The organism is Sulfurovum sp. (genome assembly GCF_049668085.1).
Classification (GTDB): Bacteria; Campylobacterota; Campylobacteria; order Campylobacterales; family Sulfurovaceae; genus Sulfurovum.
Genome location: NZ_JBATIY010000175.1, coordinates 25,071 through 46,560 on the forward strand (window position 1 = coordinate 25,071; position 21,490 = coordinate 46,560).

Annotated in this window: 16 protein-coding genes; 9 read left to right on the forward strand and 7 right to left on the reverse strand. The window is 39.3% G+C overall.

What is annotated here, in order from left to right; genetic code table 11:
• The first annotated feature begins 1 nt into the window (after position 1).
• From WBM70_RS10640 to WBM70_RS10680, 9 genes are all read left to right on the forward strand, one after another.
• Positions 2-760, forward strand: coding sequence for a phosphatidate cytidylyltransferase (locus tag WBM70_RS10640; RefSeq protein WP_424558484.1), 759 nt, complete (start codon positions 2-4; stop codon positions 758-760).
• A gap of 12 nt (positions 761-772) precedes the next feature.
• Entirely contained in the window at positions 773-1,843 is a 1,071-nt protein-coding gene (dxr, locus tag WBM70_RS10645) for a 1-deoxy-D-xylulose-5-phosphate reductoisomerase (RefSeq protein WP_424558508.1), read from the forward strand.
• A complete protein-coding gene (locus tag WBM70_RS10650) occupies positions 1,827-2,384 on the forward strand; it encodes an RBBP9/YdeN family alpha/beta hydrolase (RefSeq protein ID WP_424558485.1) in 558 nt (185 codons plus the stop codon). Before dxr ends, WBM70_RS10650 begins: the two co-directional genes overlap by 17 nt.
• Positions 2,381-3,394 (forward strand): tRNA (adenosine(37)-N6)-threonylcarbamoyltransferase complex transferase subunit TsaD, encoded by a 1,014-nt coding sequence (gene tsaD / locus WBM70_RS10655; RefSeq protein WP_424558486.1) that lies wholly within the window; start codon positions 2,381-2,383, stop codon positions 3,392-3,394. The genes WBM70_RS10650 and tsaD overlap by 4 nt, the downstream gene beginning before the upstream one ends.
• 92 nt (positions 3,395-3,486) lie before the next feature.
• Positions 3,487-5,802 carry a DNA topoisomerase (ATP-hydrolyzing) subunit B gene (gene gyrB / locus WBM70_RS10660; RefSeq protein ID WP_424558487.1) on the forward strand — a complete coding sequence of 772 codons (2,316 nt, stop codon included), beginning with the start codon at positions 3,487-3,489 and terminating at the stop codon, positions 5,800-5,802.
• On the forward strand, positions 5,802-7,229 hold the full coding sequence (locus tag WBM70_RS10665; RefSeq protein WP_424558488.1) for an EAL domain-containing protein: 1,428 nt from the start codon (positions 5,802-5,804) through the stop codon (positions 7,227-7,229). The genes gyrB and WBM70_RS10665 overlap by 1 nt, the downstream gene beginning before the upstream one ends.
• A gap of 9 nt (positions 7,230-7,238) precedes the next feature.
• Complete coding sequence (gene queF / locus WBM70_RS10670) at positions 7,239-7,616, forward strand: preQ(1) synthase (protein WP_424558489.1); 378 nt, start codon at positions 7,239-7,241, stop codon at positions 7,614-7,616.
• Positions 7,617-7,695: 79 nt separating this feature from the next.
• Positions 7,696-7,932 (forward strand): helix-turn-helix domain-containing protein, encoded by a 237-nt coding sequence (locus WBM70_RS10675; protein ID WP_424558490.1) that lies wholly within the window; start codon positions 7,696-7,698, stop codon positions 7,930-7,932.
• Positions 7,933-7,984: 52 nt separating this feature from the next.
• Entirely contained in the window at positions 7,985-8,326 is a 342-nt protein-coding gene (locus WBM70_RS10680) for a DUF2853 family protein (RefSeq protein ID WP_424558491.1), read from the forward strand.
• 14 nt (positions 8,327-8,340) lie between these two features.
• Here WBM70_RS10680 and WBM70_RS10685 read toward each other — a convergent pair whose 3' ends face one another.
• The 7 genes from WBM70_RS10685 to rplL form a co-directional block, all read right to left on the reverse strand.
• Positions 8,341-8,706: a hypothetical protein gene (locus WBM70_RS10685; RefSeq protein ID WP_424558492.1), complete on the reverse strand. Its 366-nt coding sequence runs from the start codon at positions 8,704-8,706 to the stop codon at positions 8,341-8,343.
• Positions 8,707-8,886: 180 nt separating this feature from the next.
• Positions 8,887-10,977, reverse strand: a complete 2,091-nt coding sequence (gene fusA / locus WBM70_RS10690; protein ID WP_424558493.1) for an elongation factor G — start codon at positions 10,975-10,977, stop codon at positions 8,887-8,889.
• A gap of 11 nt (positions 10,978-10,988) precedes the next feature.
• Complete coding sequence (rpsG, locus tag WBM70_RS10695) at positions 10,989-11,456, reverse strand: 30S ribosomal protein S7 (RefSeq protein WP_424558494.1); 468 nt, start codon at positions 11,454-11,456, stop codon at positions 10,989-10,991.
• 127 nt (positions 11,457-11,583) lie between these two features.
• Positions 11,584-11,955, reverse strand: a complete 372-nt coding sequence (rpsL, locus tag WBM70_RS10700) for a 30S ribosomal protein S12 (protein ID WP_011979826.1) — start codon at positions 11,953-11,955, stop codon at positions 11,584-11,586.
• A gap of 227 nt (positions 11,956-12,182) precedes the next feature.
• Positions 12,183-16,742: a DNA-directed RNA polymerase subunit beta' gene (rpoC, locus tag WBM70_RS10705; protein ID WP_424558495.1), complete on the reverse strand. Its 4,560-nt coding sequence runs from the start codon at positions 16,740-16,742 to the stop codon at positions 12,183-12,185.
• The gene (rpoB, locus tag WBM70_RS10710) at positions 16,705-20,862 is read right to left on the reverse strand and encodes a DNA-directed RNA polymerase subunit beta (RefSeq protein ID WP_424558496.1); all 4,158 of its coding nucleotides are present in this window, start codon (positions 20,860-20,862) and stop codon (positions 16,705-16,707) included. Before rpoB ends, rpoC begins: the two co-directional genes overlap by 38 nt.
• A 179-nt stretch (positions 20,863-21,041) precedes the next feature.
• The gene (gene rplL, locus WBM70_RS10715; RefSeq protein WP_424558497.1) at positions 21,042-21,416 is read right to left on the reverse strand and encodes a 50S ribosomal protein L7/L12; all 375 of its coding nucleotides are present in this window, start codon (positions 21,414-21,416) and stop codon (positions 21,042-21,044) included.
• Positions 21,417-21,490: the final 74 nt, after the last annotated feature.

Genomic DNA, 21,490 nt, shown 5'->3' on the forward strand with positions numbered 1-21,490 from the left:
GATGATAAAAATTTTTACAGACTATCAAGCACGATGGCTTACAGGCATTGGTTTATTGGCACTTGTAGGATTCATCGGCTGGGTCGATAACTTTTTTGTTATGTGGGCTTTTTTGGGTGTGGTGTATATCTTTGCTTTTTATGAAGCGATGAAACTTTTTAAACTTACAGGACCTTCGATGTATGTATGGGCGATAGTCCTGTGGCTCGTGGCATATTTCTACCCAAATCCTGATGATCTGTTCTTCTTTATGGCTGTCATATTTGCCTCTTCTCTTGCCTATTTTCATAATTTTGACAAAAGACTGCTACTCCCTTTCCTTTATCCGGTGAGTGGGATACTCTTTTTCCTTATCCTCTATCAGGACTTTGGTATCGCGTCTATGTTCTGGCTCCTTGTTACTGTAGCACTCACAGACGTAGGTGCATTTTTCACTGGGAAAGCTATAGGTAAAACTAAGTTTTCAGACACTTCTCCAAACAAAACACTCGAAGGTGTATTTGGTGGTATCACTGTTGCAACCATCGCTGGTAGTTTTGCCGGGCTCTATGTTGTTGAGTTATGGATCGCGATCATCGTCACACTTGTGACTTCTATCGCTTCAGTATTTGGAGACCTTTTTGAGTCTTATTTAAAGCGTGAAGCAGGTGTGAAAGATTCTGGTGACCTACTTCCTGGACATGGTGGTATCTTGGATAGGATAGACGGCTATCTCTTTGGTGCGGTCATCATGGTCATTGCACTTAGATCTTTGATTTAATCTATGTCAACCATCGTACTACTCGGTTCTACCGGCTCCATAGGGGTCAATACCCTCATCATTGCCAAACGCTACAACATTGCTATTGAAGCCCTGGTGGCAGGGAACAATATAACGCTCCTTAATCAGCAAATTAAGGAACATCAACCTAAAGTTGTCGCTATTGCCAATGAATCTGACAGAGCAAAAGTCGACCATCCACATGTTCTCTGTGGTGCACAAGGCATACTGGAACTCATTGAAATGTCGAAAAGTGACACCGTCGTCAATTCCTTAGTTGGCTATGCTGGCCTTGCACCGACACTCAAAGCCACAAGTCTTGGCAAAAGAGTTGCACTGGCAAACAAAGAGTCACTGGTGGTGGCTGGAGAGTTTATAGACATGTCACTCATCACACCTATTGATTCTGAGCACTTTGGACTCTGGTACCTTATGAATGAACGTCCTGTCTCCAAACTTTACATTACTGCAAGCGGGGGTGCTTTTAGAGACTGGGAACTGGACAAGATGAAAGATGCTACGTTCTCAGATGCACTGAAGCACCCCAACTGGTCCATGGGAAATAAGATCACCATAGATTCAGCTACTATGACCAATAAACTGTTTGAACTTTTAGAAGCCAAATGGCTCTTTGATACAAGCAATATCGATGCAGTGATAGAAAAAAAATCTATCATCCATGCACTTGTAGAATTTACAGACGGTTCCACCACTGCTCACTTTGCCGGTGTCGATATGAAACTGCCCATTGCTTTTGCACTAAGAGGTGAAGTAGAAGAAGCTATCTTGCCTCCCACAGATCTGCTCAGCATAGGTGCATTGGAATTTCTACCCATTGAAGCAGAGCGTTACCCTATCTGGAACATCAAAGAACACATCTTGGCACATCCTCATTTAGGTGTCGTGGTCAATGCCGCAAATGAAGAGGCGATCAAAGCATTCCAGAAGGAAAAATGTTCCTTCTTTGGAATGAGTGAGATGGTTTTGGATGCCTACAAAAAATTTGACACCGTCAAGGCATCAAACATCGATGAGATCATCCAATTAGATAAAGAGATAAGAACCTATGTCAACGCAAGATAAGGTACTCATTTTACATGGCTGGGGAGGAAGTGATGCCCCTCACTGGCAATCAGAATTGGCAGCAGCCATAGCCAAAGAGTATGGCACTGTCTCTTTTCCTTTACTGGACAACTGTCACTTTCCTAGCAAAAATAGATGGGTCAAACAACTCAAAGGGATACTTGAGGATTTCAAACCAAATACTGTCGTTTGCCACTCTCTAGCCAATACACTGTGGCTATGGCTCTGCCAAGAGGAAGAGTTCATGCAAGAGATATCTGAGATCAAAAGACTTTTTATGGTTTCCCCGCCAAGCCTTACCACTGAAGTAGATACCATCAAAACCTTTTTCCCTTGCACATTACCTGAAAACCTCAATGCCAAAGAGATACAGATGATCGTTTCTGACAACGACCCTTACATCAAAGCAGAAGAAGCCCAGACGATGGCAGATCATTATGATATCCCTCTAACTGTTATCAAAGATGCCGGACATATCAATGCCGACAGTGGTTACGGCAAATGGGAACTTATAGAAAAACTTGTATTGGACAGATCATGATCTTAAGTATCGAATCAAGCTGTGATGACAGCTCTATAGCCATCACTGATATAGCTACGAAAAAAGTGCTTTATCATAAAAAGATATCCCAGGAAAAAGAACACTCCTGTTATGGTGGTGTCGTTCCTGAACTTGCATCCAGACTACATGCTGTTGCACTTCCACAGATTCTCCAAGAAACAAAGCCCTACTTTGAAAAACTCAAAGCCATTGCGGTCACCAATCAGCCTGGACTGGGTGTCACCTTGCTTGAAGGCATAGCTATGGCAAAAACGCTAAGCACTCTGCTTGAGATACCTCTTATCCCCGTACATCACCTCAAAGGGCATATATACTCACTTTTTATAGAAAAAGAACCTATCATGCCTCTGCTTGTACTTCTCATCTCAGGAGGGCATACACAGGTCATCAGGGTTGAGAGTTTTGAGCACATGGAGATCTTGGCTACCAGCATGGATGATTCGGTAGGGGAAAGCTTTGACAAGTGTGCTAAAATGATGGGCTTAGGCTACCCTGGCGGACCGCTGATAGAAGCACTTGCATTGAAGGGAGATGAAAACCGTTTTGAACTCCCTATACCCCTACGCAACTCTCCATTGATCGCATTTTCACTTTCAGGGCTTAAAAATGCCGTGAGACTTCAAGTAGAAGCACTCGGTGGCAGTGACGGAATGCATGAACAAGACCGCGCTGATCTCTCTGCATCATTTCAAAAAGCGATCAAGCTTCACCTTCTTCAAAAAAGCAAAAAGATCTTTGCCAAAGAGAAGATCAAAGACTTTGCTATTGTAGGGGGAGCCTCTGCAAACAAATACATCCGAAATGCCTATCAAAACCTCTGTGATGAATTTGGGAAAACACTCCATGTTGCACCACTTGAATATTGTTCCGATAATGCTGCGATGATAGGACGATATGCGATCGAAGCCTATGAAAAAGAGCACTTTATTGACCCTAATGAAATCGATATTGTCAGTACTAAAAAACAACAAAGTGGCATGCTGCTGTAAATACGCTTTTAATCCCTCTCTCAACCTCGCTTTCCTAAGTTAGTTTTGGCTAAAATATATATACTTATACCCCCACAAAATGGAGTCTCAACATGGCAGAATATGGTGCTAGTAATATTAAAGTCCTTAAAGGACTAGAAGCGGTAAGAAAAAGACCTGGTATGTACATCGGTGACACCTCTACAAAAGGTCTTCACCACCTCGTATACGAAGTTGTAGATAACTCGATCGATGAAGCGATGGCAGGATATTGTGACACCATAAAAGTCACACTGACTAAAGCGGGTTCCGCGGTCATTGAAGATAATGGACGTGGTATCCCGGTAACCGAGCACCCTACCGAAAAAATATCTGCCGCCACTGTCGTATTGACAGTACTCCATGCCGGTGGTAAATTTGACAAAGATACTTACAAAGTCTCTGGTGGACTTCATGGTGTGGGTGTCTCAGTTGTAAATGCGCTCTCTAAAGATTTGTACCTTACTGTCTTCAAAGATGGTGAGATCCATGAACAATCATTTAAAGAAGGTATCCCGCAAGCTGTACTTGAGGCAACAGGTACAACAAGAAAGCATGGTACTAAAGTAGAGTTTTGGCCTGATGGCAGTATCTTCAAAGAGGGTGTCACTTTCCAAAAAGAGATCTTGATGAAAAGATTTAGAGAGCTCTGTTACCTCAATCCAAAGATCACGATCGACTTTAAAGATGAACGTGATGGGACAAAAGAACTCTATCATTTTGAAGGAGGTATCAAACAGTTTGTAGAAGATATGAACACCAAAGAGCCTCTTTCAACAGCACAGTTTTTTCAAGGAAAAGCAGATGATATTGAGATCGATATCGCACTTATGTACTGTGACGCAGACTCAGAAAAGTCACTCTCTTTTGTAAACAACATCAAAACCGCAGATGGCGGTACTCATGAAGCAGGTTTCAGAGCAGGACTTACACGTTCTATGTCGAGCTACATCGCTAAAAATGCAAATGCCAAAGAGAAAGGCACTAAAATTACTGGAGATGACTGTAAAGAAGGTCTGATCGCCATCGTTTCTGTGCGTGTTCCTGAACCACAGTTTGAAGGACAGACCAAAGGTAAACTGGGGTCTTCTTATGTACGTCCTTTAGTACAGAAATTCTTCTCTGAAAACTTCAACAAGTACCTTGAAGAACAACCGATAGAAGCGAAAGCCATTATGGCACAGGTACTTCTTGCAGCCAGAGGTAGAGATGCCGCCAAAAGAGCTAAAGATCTGGTAAAACGTAAAGACTCTATGAGTATCGGAACACTTCCGGGTAAATTGGCTGACTGTCAAAGTAAAGACCCTGAAATATCTGAGATTTACCTGGTGGAAGGGGATTCTGCTGGTGGTTCTGCTAAGCAAGGACGTGACAGAGTATTCCAAGCGATCCTTCCACTTAAAGGTAAGATCCTGAACGTTGAAAAAGCACGTTTGGAAAAGATCCTTAAATCTGATGAGATCAAAAATATGATCACTGCACTGGGGTGTGGTATCGGGGAAGAGTTTGATGAAGAGAAATTAAGATACCACAAAGTCATCATTATGACCGATGCCGATGTGGATGGATCTCACATTCAAACACTGCTTATGACATTTTTCTTTAGATTCTTAAAACCAGTGATAGAGAAGGGGTATCTCTACCTTGCACAGCCTCCGCTTTACCGTTACAAAAAAGGTAAAAATGAAGTCTATCTCAAAGATGAAAAATCTCTTAATGACTATCTTATTGAAAATGGTATCTCTGCTATTGAAAGTACAACTATGGGACAAGCAGACCTTGTGGACCTTTTCAAACTGGTAGCGTACTACCGTATGACACTTAAAGAGATAGAAAAACGTTTTGCATTACCCGAAGTACTTCGTTATATGATCGAAAATCCTGATGTGATCGGTACAGATAACAAAGCACTGGCAAAAACGATAGAAGCCTATATCGCAGAACTTGGTTATAACATCCTCAATAAAACCATTACGGATGATGTGATCCACCTCTTTGTACAAACCAATGATGGTCTTGAAGAACTCATCGTAGATGAAGTACTCTTTACGAACCCACACTATAATGAAGCGATACATATCCATCAAAAGATCGCTGACCACATTACAGATGAATTTAAAGACCAAGATCTTCTTACCCTCTTTGCTGAGGTTGAAAGTTCAGCCAAAAAAGGTGCATATATCCAACGTTATAAAGGTCTAGGTGAAATGAACCCTGAACAACTCTGGGAAACAACTATGACCCCAGAGAACAGAAGACTTTTACAAGTGACTATAGAAGATGATGAGAGTGCCAGTGATACATTCACACTCTTCATGGGCGATGAAGTGGAACCAAGAAGAAACTACATTGAAAGCCATGCTAAAGATGTAAAACACCTGGATGTTTAATGCTATACTCCGAAAAAGAAGAAAGAGGACGACGTTTTAGCCTGGCTCTACGAGCAGGTATCCCCGTACTCATTCTTATTTTTCTTGTCTTTTATACCACGATTTACCACGAAGAGACGATCACGATCACTCTACGTGATGGTGTATTGCTTGCTGCTATTACCTTTATAGCCATCTATTTTATCTACTTTTTAATGAATCTCAGTGTGCAAGAGACCTTGCTGGATGAAACCACACACGGCTTTAACAAAAAAACATTTATCAAAATGCTGCAGCACTCTCACCCAAAATCTCTCGTATGCATAAACATAGAAAACCTTTCATCCTTGAGTGAGAACTATAGTAGTGATCAAATTGATAATCTTCTCTATACCATTACGCGAAGAATAAATCTGATCTTTAAACAAAATGGATTAGATAAAGTCCTTATAGGAAGACATCGCGGTTCTGAATTCCTCATTGCACTCAATGAGAACCATGACAATATACAAGCTATTTTAGAAAAGATGATAGAAGAAAATAGCCGTATTAACAATATGGAAGTAGATTATAAATTTGCCATTATCACCAATACTGATGATGACTTTGAAAAAGCCATCGTACAACTAAAAGATATCATCACAAGTCAATCTGTAGGTAACAGTAAACAAAAGAATATGCATACGATCAAAGATGCAAAAGAACTTTCAAGCATAGAAAAAGATGTCATTGCAATCATACAAAAGAAAAAACTACTACTGACATTCAGGCCTTTACTCAATATCTCCAGCGATACCATAGATACATATGAAATCGCCGTCAAACTAAAATCAGAAAGCCATCAGGATATCTTACCTCGTGTATATCTGCCTATCATTAACCGTTTAGGTTTAGGTAGAGAATATGATCTGACACTTATTAAACATGTGATAGATCTTTTGCCTCTTGTAGATAAAACGATTTCATTCACATTCAACCTTTCACCTTTTTCTCTTAGAGATAGCTCTTTTCAAGAAAAACTGTTTGACTATTTAAAGGAAAAAAAAGTAGATCCATCACGCCTGATCATCCAGCTCTATGAACGTAAAACACACCATGATCTTAGCGGATACCTTAAGACCCTTAAAAATTTTAGGTCTCATGGCATAAGGATCTGTATCGATAATTTTGGTTCATCCAATGCTTCTATGGAATATATGAAACATTTTAAATTTGACATGGTCCAGTTTGACAGAGATTACGTAACACAGTTAGAGGATAAAACAACCCATGCTATGCTACACTCTTTGATCAATATGGCAAAAGATCTACAAGTACAAACGGTTGCCAAATGGGTGGATAATGAAAACCAAAAGAAGAAGCTGAAAACCCTTGGCATTAACTACATACAAGGGTTTGGCGTAAGCAAACCGATAGATGAAGAGACACTGATCAACAGATATAACTAAAGGAAAAATATGAAATACGGTGAAAAAGAGATACAAGAATTCGACATCAATAGTGAAGAGAACTATTGGCCCAATGAACATAAAAAAAACTATACGATCAATATAGAACTCCCTGAATTCATGTGTATGTGCCCACGCTCTGGTTATCCTGATTTTGCTACACTCAAACTCTCTTATGAACCAGACTTGAAAGTAATAGAGCTTAAAGCGCTCAAACTCTACATCAACACATTTATGACAAGACATATCTCACATGAGAATTCAGCAAATGAGATCTATGATGCACTTTACAGTAAACTAAAGCCTAAATCGATGAAACTCGTCGCGGATTTTAACCCTAGGGGGAATGTGCATACCGTGATAGAGATCGATAGTACAAAGAACTAAAACATTACAATTTGACATACATTTAAATTTTTTTCAAAAAATCTATTATGATACACTTATCTGAACAGTAAGGATATTGATGATAGATTTTCATGAAGTGATGCAAAGAGTTAAACAGATCCTCTCTTCACAAACCAAGAAAGAAAAGATACTGGACCGAGATATAGCAGACTCCCTCGATCTTCATCCCCAATACTTCGCAGTGATCAAAAGACGTAAAAAGATCCCTTATGAATCACTGGCTCATTTTTGCAAAGAGCATAAAATCAGTATGAACTGGATATTATTGGCACAGAAACCTCAATATTTGACCTAAGTATTATTTATAGATATAATAAAATGTAAGAAAATATTATTAAGGGGAACACATGAGTAAACTAGATGAAAAAGTTGAACACTATATTGCTGCTTCAAAAGAGTTGGGGTTAGATCTCTCTGATGACCTTATTGCTAAAGTAACAGCAGGCTTAGGACCATCAATCTATAAGCAGGATGCTGAAACAGTATCATGTTCGGACAGTTCAGAACTTGACACCGTCAAAAAGAATTTCTTAGGAAATAAACTTGGGGTTGATGCAGATGATGCTACTTTGGATGCTGCTGTCAAAGGAGTGTGTGAAGCGATGGGAACTTCAAACAGACATAAATACAGAGCCCTCTTCTATGCACTTTTAACTAAAGAGTTTGGGAAAGAGTCTGTTTACGCATAAGTAAAAAAGAAGTTTTATATCTTGATAAACAAGATATATCTCTTCTCCTCATCATTCTTACCAAATCCAACGATCTCCATATCTTTATACTCTGCATTGACGTCCATTTTAAGCTCAAACATCATCGCATCCATATCAAGTATCAAGATTGATGGAATAAGCTCTCCTATGGTTAATCTCTTATCGCTACCATCTATTTTAAATGTAAGTTGTCTCTTATCTTCTTCTAAGTTCGCTGTACTTAAAGTTGCCTCCCCTGCATAGATGAGTTTAGTGCTATCATTTTCATCCGTTTTTAATAATCCAGCAGTGACCACATAATCTTCATGATTTCCTATCTGTTCTCTAACATCTTCTATAAGATCAATAATAACTTTCATGATTTTCCTTTAAATACTATTGTATGCTAATTTAAAATTAAAATAAAATAATACTAAAATGATTAAATTGTTAAAGTTTTTCTTGAGTTGTATTCAGGTTTGAATGTTTGGGTAAAGAAGCTTACTGAGGGTAAGTGACTGCACCCATCATTCAAAGATGGATGCAAACCAGGGAAAAGATTAACTATTTCTCTTTTCAATGATCTCTTTAGATACATTAGATGGAACTTCATCATAGTGATCGAATTCCATAGCATACGTTGCACGACCTTGAGTCATTGAACGTAGGTCTGTTGAGTATCCAAACATTTCTGAAAGTGGAACAAATGCGTTAACGATTTTGTTTCCAGCTCTATCATCCATACCTGATACTTGACCACGTCTTTTAGCAACATCACCAATAACGTCACCCATATAATCTTCAGGTACTTCAACTTCAACTTTCATTAGTGGTTCCAAGATAACTGGATTTGCTTCTCTACAACCATCTCTGAATCCCATTGAACCAGCAAGTTTAAACGCCATTTCAGATGAATCGACATCATGGTAAGAACCATCATATACTGTTACTTTAACATCTTCTACAGGGTAACCCGCTTGTATACCTCTAGCCATTGATTCTTGAACACCTTTGTTTACCGGCTGAATAAATTCTTTTGGAATAACTCCACCTTTAACTTCATCAACAAACTCGTAACCAAAACCTGGTTCTTGTGGCTCGATTCTAAGGTAAACGTGACCAAATTGTCCACGACCACCTGATTGTTTAGCGTACTTGTATTCTTTTTCTACAGATTTTCTAATAGTCTCACGGTATGCAACTTGTGGTGCACCAACTTCCGCTTCAACTTTAAACTCTCTTTTCATTCTGTCTACAAGGATCTCAAGGTGAAGCTCACCCATTCCTGAGATGATCGTTTGACCAGACTCTTCATCTGTAGCAACACGGAAAGATGGATCCTCTGCAGCAAGTTTACTAAGTGCAATTCCCATTTTCTCTTGGTCAGCTTTTGTTTTAGGTTCAACCGCAACAGAGATAACCGGATCCGGGAAATCCATTCTCTCAAGTACCACTTTATCTTTATCTGAACAAAGTGTATCACCAGTAGTTGTATTTTTAAGACCAACAACCGCACCGATCTCACCAGCGTAGATCTCAGATACTTCTTCACGTTTGATCGCGTGCATTTTCATGATACGACCGATACGTTCTTTTTTCTCTTTAGTTGAGTTAAGCACGTAAGAACCTGACTCCAAAGAACCACGGTATACACGGATAAATGTCAATTGACCAACAAATGGGTCTGTCATGATCTTAAATGCAAGTGAAGCAAACTCACCGTCATCTGTAGATTCAACAATGACTTCTTTTTCTTCATCTTCCATCATAGTACCCTTGATCGCAGGTGCTTCTACTGGAGATGGAAGGTATTCAACAACAGCGTCAAGTAGAGTTTGAACACCTTTGTTTTTAAATGCAGAACCAACAGTCATAGGAACAATATGCATACCGATAGTAGCAGCTTTAATTCCAGCTATGATCTCATCTTCTGAAAGTTCTTCACCTTCCATGTATTTTTCCATAAGTGCGTCATTACCATCAGCTTCAGAAATCTTCTCAATTAACGATTCACGATACTTTTCTGATACCTCGATCATATCTTCAGGAATTTCTTCTACATGGTAGTTAGAACCCATAGCAGCATCTTGATCCCAAACGATCGCTTTCATTTTTACAAGGTCAACAACACCTTGGAAGTTTTCTTCAGCGCCGATTGGAAGTTGAATTGGAACAGGGTTACCTTTTAGTCTCTCAACAATTTGTCTTTCAACTTCGTAAAAGTCTGAACCTGTTCTATCGTACTTATTTACAAATACAATTGATGGTACACCATAACGGTTTCTTTGTCTCCATACTGTCTCAGATTGTGGTTGAACCCCACCAACAGCACAGAATACAGATACTGCACCATCAAGTACTCTCATAGAACGTTCAACTTCAATGGTGAAGTCAACGTGTCCCGGAGTATCAATAATGTTAATTTGTTTACCAGCCCATTCACAAGTTGTAGCAGCAGAAGTAATTGTAATACCTCTTTCCTGCTCTTGCTCCATCCAGTCCATTGTTGCAGCACCATCATGTACTTCACCAATTTTATGTTCAACACCTGTATAGAAAAGAATTCTTTCAGTTGTTGTTGTTTTACCTGCATCAATGTGCGCAGCAATACCGATGTTTCTTACGTCGTTAAGTTTGTGCGTTCTTGCCATAACTTAGTCCCTTACCATCTATAGTGAGCAAATGCTTTGTTAGCTTCTGCCATTTTATACGTATCTTCTTTCTTTTTGAAAGCAGAACCTTTTTCTGTTGCAGCGTCCATAAGTTCATTACTTAAACGCTCCATCATAGTTCTTTCATTTCTTTTTCTAGCTGCATCAACGATCCATCTGATTCCCAGTGATTGTTGTCTTACGGGTCTTACTTCTATAGGCACCTGGTACGTTGCACCACCTACTCTTCTTGATTTTACTTCCATTACAGGTTTGACGTTATCCATCGCTTTGTTGAATACTTCAATACCTTTTTCACCAGATTTTGATTCAATTCTCTCTAACGCAGCATACATTACTTTTTGCGCTGTGCTTTTCTTACCATCAAGCATTACTGCATTGATGAACTTTGTTAATACTTTAGAACCGTGTACTGGATCTGGCAATACCGGTCTAACGGGAGCTTTTCTTCTTCTCATTATTTTTCCTCTTCAATCTTTATTGTTGATTTACTCAAGTCTTGTCCCCTAAGGATAAATGACAACACCTGTTTCAAGTCTATCTCTAGACTAAACTTTTACTTTAACGCGTTTAAATAATCCCAGATTATTTAGGTTTTTTAGTACCGTACTTAGATCTTGCAACTGTTCTTCCAGTTACACCTGAAGCATCTAGTGCACCACGAACAATGTGATACTTAACACCAGGTAAATCTTTAATTCTTCCGCCTCTTACAAGTACGATAGAGTGTTCTTGAAGGTTGTGACCCTCACCACCGATGTATGAGATAACTTCAAAACCACTTGTCAATCTTACTTTAGCAACTTTTCTAAGTGCTGAGTTAGGTTTCTTTGGTGTTGTAGTATATACTCTGGTACATACGCCTCTTCTTTGAGGACATTTTACGAGTGCAGGTGATTTTGATTTTTTCACTTGCTTTTTACGTTCTTTACGAATCAATTGATTAATTGTAGGCAAATCGTTTCCTTTCTGGTTAGTTTGAATTGAGATCATATCTCTTGAATCTGGGTTCTTACACCACATAAAAACGCTCATTTTGAATGCTTTTATCTGGACTAATCGCGCAGATTTTTGGAGGCATATTATATCGAAAAATTCTTTAGAAATTCTTATATTTTAAAGGGAGAGAGTTTATAGAAAGATTTATACTGTTTCTAGCCTAGACTAGAAACAGTGTGCAGAAATTACTCTGCAGCTGTAAATTTGATATTATCATTATCGATCATACCTGTACCCACAGGGATAAGACGCCCGATAACAACATTCTCTTTAAGATCTTCAAGCGCATCTACTGTTCCTGCTATAGATGCAGAAGTAAGTACTTTAGTCGTATCCTGGAATGATGCAGCAGAGATAATACTGTCTGCACCAACCGCTGAACGTGTAATACCTACAAGCATTGGCTCCGCGATCGAAGGTTCACCACCAAGTTTGATCACTGCTTCATTTTCTTCTTGGAACTTACGACGAGACACAATATCTCCAGCGATAAACTTAGAGTCACCGCTCTCAACGACTTTTACTTGTCTCATCATTTGAGAGGTAACGATCTCGATGTGTTTATCTGAGATATTAACCCCTTGTCTACGATATACCATTTGTACTTCAGATACAATGTATTCATACAATGCTTTTTCACCAAGAGCGGCAAGGATATCATGACTTGAGACAATACCGTCAGTCAATTTCTCACCTGCGTGTACATATTCTCCAGTGTGTACAAGAGCTACCTTATTCTTATCGATGAACTGTTCAGTTACCTGATTATTGTCACCAGAAATAATAAGTCTCTCTTTACCACGTAGTGGCTTACCAAAGCTTACTACACCATCGATCTGTGCGATAAGAGCAATATCTTTAGGACGTCTAGCCTCAAAGAGTTCAGAAACTCTTGGAAGACCCCCGGTAATATCTTTTGACTTGATCGCTGCTTTTGGTGTTTTTGCCAAGATATCTGCGATACTTACATCATCACCATCTTGAACAAAAAGAATCGTCTTCGCATCAAGCTGATAACGAATTAACTCTCCACCTTCCGTTGCTAGAACGATTGCTGGTTTATATGCTGCAGGAATATATTCGTTAAGCTCAAGTCTTGTATCCCCTGTTACCTCATCAAACTGTTCAACAACCGTAACACCTGGAATAATATCTTCAAACTTCAGTTTTCCTTGCTGTTCAGCAATAATAGGCTCTGAATATGGGTCCCATTCAGCGATCACTACATGTGCAGATGTTTCAGGAGCTGAAAGCAGGTCACCTCTTTGAACGATAGCATCATTATCCACTTTTACTACAGATCCTCTTGAGATATAGTGTCTTGCTGCTTCTCTGTTGTTTTCATCAACAACAACCGCAAAGAGACCTTTTTCTACTACTTTTGTACCCTCAGTAATTTCCGTATGTGCTTCGAGGTAATCCCCTTTAAGCAAGAAGAATTTCACTTTACCTTTTGACTCAGATATTACGTTCTGTGTCACTGGAGCACCATCTTCAACTTTAAGTTCAGAAGCAAATGGCACACGGCTTGGTACAGACCAACCTTCATTGATCACTTCAACAATAGAGTCACCCTCTTTTACTTTATCTCCATCTTGTAGCGGTAAGAAAAGTTTTCCTTCAACTTTACCTGCAACACCTGCAAGTTCATTTGATTTAGCCACATCAGATTTTCTAAGGTTATACTTCACTTCATCTGCACTACCTGCATTTACAGAGATCACATACTCGTCATGTGTCACCACAAGAGAAAGAGTACCGTCTACCACTGCTTTGATCTTAGGTTCAACCAAAAGAACACCTGCATTTCTTCTGTTAGCAACGATAAGGTTACCATCTCTGTTACGATATACATTCAAGTTATAGTATCGAATGAAACCTTCTTTACTTGCGATAACCTGTCTATCTTCTTTACCTGCTGTTGCTGTACCACCCGTGTGGAATGTACGTAGTGTCAGCTGTGTACCTGGCTCACCAATAGATTGTGCAGCAATTACACCTACAGCTTCTCCACGTTTCACTATTTTGTTATCAGCCATATTCAGACCGTAACATTTTGCACAGATACCTTTTGGTGCTTTACATGATGATGGTGCTCTCATAACCACTGAACGTACCCCAGCATCTTGTACTCTTGAAGCAGTCTCTTCGTCTATCATCGTACCTTCACTTACCAATACTTCCGATGTAATAGGATCAATAATATCTTCAGCAAGCACTCTACCATAGATACGGTCTGCCAATGGCTCGATCATTTCATTACCCACAACGATATCAGATACTTCTACACCTTCATGTGTACCACAATCCGTCATAGCGATCTTCACATTTTGTGCAACATCGATCAGTTTTCTTGTTAAGTAACCCGCATTCGCCGTCTTAAGTGCTGTATCAGCAAGACCTTTTCTCGCACCGTGTGTTGAAATAAAGTACTCAAGTACATTTAGACCTTCACGGAAGTTTGACGTAATAGGTGTTTCAATAATTGACCCATCTGATTTCGCCATAAGACCCCTCATACCAGAAAGCTGTCTGATCTGAGCTGCAGAACCTCTCGCTCCAGAGTCTGCCATCATATGAACCGAGTTAAATCCGTCTTTATCTGCTTTGATCAATCCCATAAGACCTTCAGCAATACCATTGTTCGCATCCGTCCAGATATCGATAATTTTGTTATAACGTTCTTGATCCGTTAAAAGACCCGCACCAAATTGTCTCTGGATCTCTTTTACTTCTTCTTTTGCAGAGACAACTCTCCCTACTTTCATCTCAGGGATCTTAATATCATCAATAGAGATTGAAACCCCTACTTTCGTTGCATATTTGAAACCCATATCCTTAAGGTTATCAAGGAAACCGGCTGTTTCAGAAACACCACCTATTTTATAGATATAGTCAACTAAAACACCAATATCTTTTTTCTTCAGTACTTTGTTCCAGTACTTTTCAGGTACATAATCAGGGATAATTGATTTTAAGATCAATCTACCCGCTGTTGATTTTGCAATGTGCCCATCGATCACTGTTCTGATACGTGCATTAAGATCAAGGGACTGCTGTTCAAATGCAATTTCCACTTCTTCTACGTTTGCAAACAGTTTATGTTCACCTTTTACATCATTCTTCTCAAGTGTTAGGTAATAAAGACCTAAGATCATATCTTGTGAAGGTACGGCGATCGCTTTACCTGATGCTGGAAGCAAGATGTTCATGGATGCAAGCATCAATACTTTTGCTTCAGCAATCGCTTCATCCGAAAGTGGTACGTGTACCGCCATCTGATCCCCATCGAAGTCGGCGTTGAATGCAGAACAAACCAATGGATGCAATTGAATCGCTTTACCCTCGATCAGTCTTGGGTGGAATGCCTGAATAGAAAGTTTGTGAAGCGTTGGTGCACGGTTCAATAAGATAGGATAGTTATCAACTACCTCTTCTAAACACTCCCATACTTCATTCTCTTGCTTTTCGATCATCTTTTTGGCTTGTTTGAGTGTTGTTGCATACCCTTTTTCTTCAAGCTTTGCCATCAAATGCGGCTTAAAGAGTTCGATCGCCATTTTCTTTGGTAATCCACACTGATCCATACGTAGATCCGGACCAACAACGATAACAGAACGACCAGAGAAGTCGACCCTTTTACCAAGAAGGTTTTGTCTAAAACGACCTTGTTTACCCTTGATCACTTCAGAAAGTGACTTCAGTGGTCTTTTATTCGCACCCTTAACTGCATTTCCTCTTCTACCATTATCAAAAAGTGCATCTACTGCTTCTTGAAGCATACGCTTTTCGTTTCTAACAATAATTTCAGGGGCATCAAGTTCTACTAGTCTTTTAAGTCTCTGGTTTCTGTTGATCACTCTTCTATAAAGGTCATTTACATCAGAAACAGCGAACTTGCCGCCGTCAAGACTTACAAGAGGTCTTAGGTCCGGTGGAAGTACCGGCAGTTGAGTCAACATCATCCACTCTGGTCTGTTACCTGAGTGAAGGAAAGCTTCGATCACTTTAAGACGTTTTACGATCGTCTTTCTTTTTGCTTCAGATTTTGTTGCTTCAATATCAAGTTTCAGTTGTGTAAACATTTCAACAAGATCAAGGTCTGCAAGGAGTTCTTGGATAACCTCTCCACCCATTCTTGCATCTAGATCTGTATCACCAAAACGTTGATTGATCTGTTGATACTGCTCTTCATTCAATACATCATATTTTGCTAACGGGTTTAGACCTTCACTATCATAACTTGCTTCACCCGGCGTTTTAACGATATATGCTTCATAGTAAAGTACTCTCTCAAGGTCTTTCATCTTTACACCCAAAAGTGTACCGATACGTGATGGAAGTGATGAAACATACCAAATATGTGCTACTGGTGCGATAAGATCAATATGCCCCATACGGGTTCTTCTTACCTTAGAAGTCGTTACCTCAACCCCACATTTCTCACATACTACACCTTTATAACGCATCTTTTTGTATTTACCACAAAGACACTCATAATCTCTGATGGGTCCAAAGATCTTCGCACAGAAGAGACCGTCTCTTTCTGGCTTAAGGGTTCTATAGTTGATCGTTTCCGGTTTTTTTACTTCACCGTAACTCCATGAAAGTACTTTTTCCGGACTTGCAACTCTAAGCTGTAAGGCTGCTATATCATTTGGTCTTTCTTCGCTGTTAAGATCTATTAGTGTTAAATTCTCTAAAAACTTACTCATCTTCACTCTCCACTTCTTTTTTGCTCTCATATAATTCTGTATCAAGACCTAGTGCTTGAAGCTCTTTTGTCAATACGAACATCGTTTCAGGTACACCTGATTCCGGTACAGCTTCACCTTTTGTGATCGCTCTATATGCTCGGGCTCTACCTTCAACATCATCCGATTTAATGGTCAGCATCTCTTTAAGCGTATGTGCTGCACCATAGGCTTCAAGTGCCCATACTTCCATCTCTCCAAATCTTTGTCCACCAAAGAGTGCCTTACCACCCACCGGTTGTTGTGTAACAAGTGAGTAAGGTCCAGTTGAACGGGCATGCACTTTTTCATCTACTAAGTGATGGAGTTTCAGCATATACATATATCCTACATTGACTCTTTCTATCATCGCTTCACCCGTTTTACCGTCAAAGAGTTTCATCTTTCCATCAGAATCCATCTTCGCCATTTCAAATAGCTTATCAAACTCAGCTTGGTTCGTTCCCTCAAATACTGGTGCAGCAAACTTCACACCTGTTGACCAATCTCTACCATATTTGATCAACTCTTCATCACTCATAGTTGTCAATAGTTCTTTCGCATTCATCAATTTTGCAACATCTGCAATAGCGATCATCTTTTCTCTAAGGTCTTTGATGAAACTCTCTTGCTGATTTACGAACATCTCTTCTATTTGTTCACCGAGATTCTTACCAACCAATCCTAAATGCACTTCAAGGATCTGTCCGATGTTCATACGAGAAGGTACCCCTAGTGGATTCAAGATAAGATCAACCGGTCTTCCATCTTCCTGGTATGGCATATCGATCTCTGGTACGATATTAGAAACAATACCTTTGTTTCCGTGACGTCCAGCCATTTTATCTCCTACTTTGAGCTTTCTCTTCGTAGCGATGTAAATTTTTACAAGTTTCGTTACACCTGAAGGAAGAATGTCATCTTTTTCGAGGACAGCCAATTTCTCTTCATGTTCGATTTTTAATCTCTTCTTTTGTTTCAAGAAGTAGTTTTTCAATGACTCATACTCATTTTGTACATCATCAGTATAAGATTGAACTACACCTCTTAGTGCAAATCTGTTTACACCCTTGATCGTCTCTTCATCGATCTTAGATCCTGATGCATACTCATTTTCACCGATAGTTACAGCTTTAACCAATTCTTGTCCTGCAAGATAATTAGCGATACGTAAGATCTCTTCTCTGTCTATCATAAGAAGTTGATCATGGTGGTCACCATCTAGAACGGCCTTCTCTTCTTCATATGCTTGGATCGCACGTGCATCTTTTTCATAACCTTTTTTCGTAAAGACTTTGATATCAACAACGACACCTTCCATAGAGGCAGGACAGTAAAGTGATTTATTGACAACATGTCCTGCTTTTTCACCAAAGATCGCTCTTAATAATCTCTCTTCAGGTGTTGGTTTGATCTCACCTTTAGGACTTACTTTACCTACAAGGATCATACCAGGTTTGACATACGTACCAATTTGTACAATACCACTTTCATCTAAGTGAAGTAGCTCATCTTCACGGATATTCGGGATATCACGTGTAATCTCTTCAGTACCATGTTTAAGTTCTCTTGCTTCTACTTCTTTTTCATAGGTATGTACTGAAGTAAATGTGTCTTCACGAATAAGTTTTTCAGAGATGATCACTGCATCCTCATAGTTATATCCATACCAAGGCATAAATGCAACACGGATATTTTTACCAATAGCAAGCTCACCCTGATCCATGTTGGCACCATCTCCGATCACTTGTAGTGCGTCGACTTTATCACCAAGTTTTACAACTGGTGTTTGTGTAAATGTCGTGTTTTGATTCGTTCTCATGTTCTTTTCAAGTGGATAATGGTCTATAAATACACCGCTCTCATCTTCACCCATGACATAAATGTTCTTCGCATCTACTTTCTCAACTGTACCTGGTCTTTTTGCTTTTACACATTCCCACGCATCACGGCTTACGATAGCTTCCATACCTGTACCAACTACCGGAGCTTCCGTTTTAAGAAGAGGTACTGCTTGACGTTGCATGTTTGAACCCATAAGTGCACGGTTCGCATCATCATGTTCCAAGAATGGAATCAATGCTGCTGCTGAACCAGAGATCATAAGTGGTGAAATATCGATAAGATCAACTCTTTCCGCTTCGTTAAGCTCGATGTTCCCGTTCAGTCTAGTCTCAATAAGATCCTCAACAATTCGCCCATCTTCACTTACTACAGTAGATGCTGGAGCGATACATTTATCTTCTTCCTGAGTCGCAGTAATATATACGATCTCATCTGTGACCTGACAATCTTTTACCACTTTATATGGTGCTTCAATAAACCCATGCTCATTTACTTTTGAATAGGTTGCAAGCGTATTGATAAGACCAATATTTTGACCCTCAGGCGTCTCAATAGGACAAATACGACCATAATGTGTCGGGTGTACATCCCTTACTTCAAATCCAGCTCTCTCTTTTACAAGACCACCCTCACCAAGTGCAGAAAGTCTTCTTTTATGTGTTACTTCTGAAAGTGGGTTTGTCTGATCCATAAACTGTGAAAGTTGTCCAGATGAGAAAAATTCCAAGATCGTATTGGTGATCATTTTAGAGTTTACCAAGTCATGTGGCATTAATTCATCTAGTGTGCCTGATACAGTGGTCATCTTGTCTTTGATCGCTTTTTGCATCTTCACAAGACCATTATGAAGTTCATTACCAAGAAGCTCACCGATCGCTCTAATTCTTCTGTTACCTAAGTGGTCTCTATCATCAATGTGACCTTGACCATTCTTTACTTTAATAAGATATTTCACCGTATTAATAAGGTCTTCTGCTGTAAGAACCGTAGCATATTCAGGGATATCCAATCCTAGTTTATGGTTCATTTTCATACGACCGACTTTTGTTAGGTCATATCTTTCCGGGTCGAAGAAAAGTTGCTGTAAGAATGCTTTAGCGGCATCAGGTGTAACAGGCTCACCTGGTCTCATTACTTTGTAGATACGGATCGCTGAAAGTACATTTTCATCATCTATCTGTTCTGTTTGCTTTAAGAGTCTTAAGCTTTCGTTATCAGCAACAAATGCATTGATGATCGACATATCTGCACCGTCTGCAAGATCATTGATGATCTCGATTGTTTCAATACCTTCTTCGATCATTTTTTTAAGTTTATTTTCATCCAAAGGTGTGACAACATCATAAAGTACTTCACCACTCTCCTGATCAATAATTGGCTTAGCCAAGTGTCTCTCCATAAGTACTTCAAGCGGATATTCGATCCACTCTAGTCCCTCTTCAATAAGTTTCTTTGCTTTTGTTTTAGTCAGTCTTTTACCTGCATTTACAACAATGTTACCATCGATGTCTCTGACATCATATTCTGCTCTACCAGAGAAGTCATCCGCATCAAACTTAACAAGGAATCTGTTATCTTTGATACTGATCTCTTTTGTTGAATAGAATAGTTTTACAATATCATCTTTAGAGTAGTCCAATGCTCTAAATAGGATCGTTACAGGGATCTTTCTTCTTTTGTTGATACGTGCATACAAGATATCTTTAGAATCGTATTCAAAATACAACCATGAACCACGATCTGGAATGATCTGTGCAGAATAAAGCATACCACTTCCAACAGTCGTTCCCTCTTCTTCTTTAAAAATAACACCCGGTGATCTATGAAGTTGGTTTACGATAACTCTTTCAACACCGTTCACAACAAATGATGTTCTATCTGTCATCAAAGGAATATCACGTACGAAAACTGCTTGTTCTTTGATCTCTTTTGGATCAAGTTTTTCACCGGTTTTCTCATCTCTGTTCCAAATTGTCAATGCAATGTTCATCTTGAGAGATACAGAATAGGTTAATCCTCTCTCCATACACTCTCTAACAGTATATTTTGGTTTGACGACTTCAGAGTTTTTATAGGTTAAGGTAAGTCTGTTTTGTTGATCATGAATAGGGAAAGCGGATCTAAAAACTTTCTCTAATGTAGAGTTTTTTCTGTCTTTTTCACCTAACATTAAAAAGTTTTCATAACTTTTTTGTTGAAGTTGGAGCAAGTTTGGGATTTCGATTTCTCTTGGTGTTTTTGAAAAGTCAACACGAAGTCTGTTACCAGAATGTAAAGAATTTAACATGGGTTATCCTTATTTCGGTTTAGTTTGGTTTATGTAGAATGTTTAATGTGTATATTGGGTATACAAAAAAACTATTGACACGAGGGTATGAAAATGTCTCCGAATAGTTTATCGCTATATCCAATGAGGTTGGAACATGAGCCTAGGCAAATAGCCTAGACTCTCTCAAATAAGAATGCTTATTTAAGCTCACAAGAAGCACCAGCTTCTTCGATTTGTTTTTTGAACTCTTCTGCTTCTTCTTTAGAAACACCTTCTTTAAGTACAGATGGAGTTTCTTCAACAGCGGCTTTCGCTTCTTTAAGACCAAGACCAGTGATCGCTCTTACTGCTTTAATAGCATTGATTTTCTTAGCACCTGCATCTGTAAGTACTACGTCAAACTCTGTTTGCTCTTCAGCAGCTTCGCCACCAGCAGCTGCACCACCACCAGCTACTACTGTAGCTTGTGCAGATACACCAAATTTTTCTTCAAATTCTTTTACAAGCTCAGAAAGCTCAAGTACTGACATGTTTGAGATAAACTCAAGAACATCTTCTTTAGTTGTTGCCATAATTAATTCCTTAAATTATAATTCATATGATATGAAACATCTTACAGTTTCAAATTAAAAGAGCCCCGTGGCTC

Bases quoted from the DNA above. Each gene is read 5' to 3' on its own strand.
- WBM70_RS10675 (WP_424558490.1), top strand. From the start codon at position 7,696: ATGATAGATTTTCATGAAGTGATGCAAAGAGTTAAACAGATCCTCTCT.
- rpsG (WP_424558494.1), bottom strand. From the start codon at position 11,456: ATGAGAAGAAGAAAAGCTCCCGTTAGACCGGTATTGCCAGATCCAGTA.
- WBM70_RS10680 (WP_424558491.1), top strand. From the start codon at position 7,985: ATGAGTAAACTAGATGAAAAAGTTGAACACTATATTGCTGCTTCAAAA.
- WBM70_RS10650 (WP_424558485.1), top strand. From the start codon at position 1,827: ATGTCAACGCAAGATAAGGTACTCATTTTACATGGCTGGGGAGGAAGT.
- WBM70_RS10640 (WP_424558484.1), top strand. From the start codon at position 2: ATGATAAAAATTTTTACAGACTATCAAGCACGATGGCTTACAGGCATT.
- WBM70_RS10685 (WP_424558492.1), bottom strand. From the start codon at position 8,706: ATGAAAGTTATTATTGATCTTATAGAAGATGTTAGAGAACAGATAGGA.
- queF (WP_424558489.1), top strand. From the start codon at position 7,239: ATGAAATACGGTGAAAAAGAGATACAAGAATTCGACATCAATAGTGAA.
- rpoB (WP_424558496.1), bottom strand. From the start codon at position 20,862: ATGTTAAATTCTTTACATTCTGGTAACAGACTTCGTGTTGACTTTTCA.
- rpoC (WP_424558495.1), bottom strand. From the start codon at position 16,742: ATGAGAGCAAAAAAGAAGTGGAGAGTGAAGATGAGTAAGTTTTTAGAG.
- tsaD (WP_424558486.1), top strand. From the start codon at position 2,381: ATGATCTTAAGTATCGAATCAAGCTGTGATGACAGCTCTATAGCCATC.
- fusA (WP_424558493.1), bottom strand. From the start codon at position 10,977: ATGGCAAGAACGCACAAACTTAACGACGTAAGAAACATCGGTATTGCT.
- gyrB (WP_424558487.1), top strand. From the start codon at position 3,487: ATGGCAGAATATGGTGCTAGTAATATTAAAGTCCTTAAAGGACTAGAA.
- WBM70_RS10665 (WP_424558488.1), top strand. From the start codon at position 5,802: ATGCTATACTCCGAAAAAGAAGAAAGAGGACGACGTTTTAGCCTGGCT.
- rplL (WP_424558497.1), bottom strand. From the start codon at position 21,416: ATGGCAACAACTAAAGAAGATGTTCTTGAGTTTATCTCAAACATGTCA.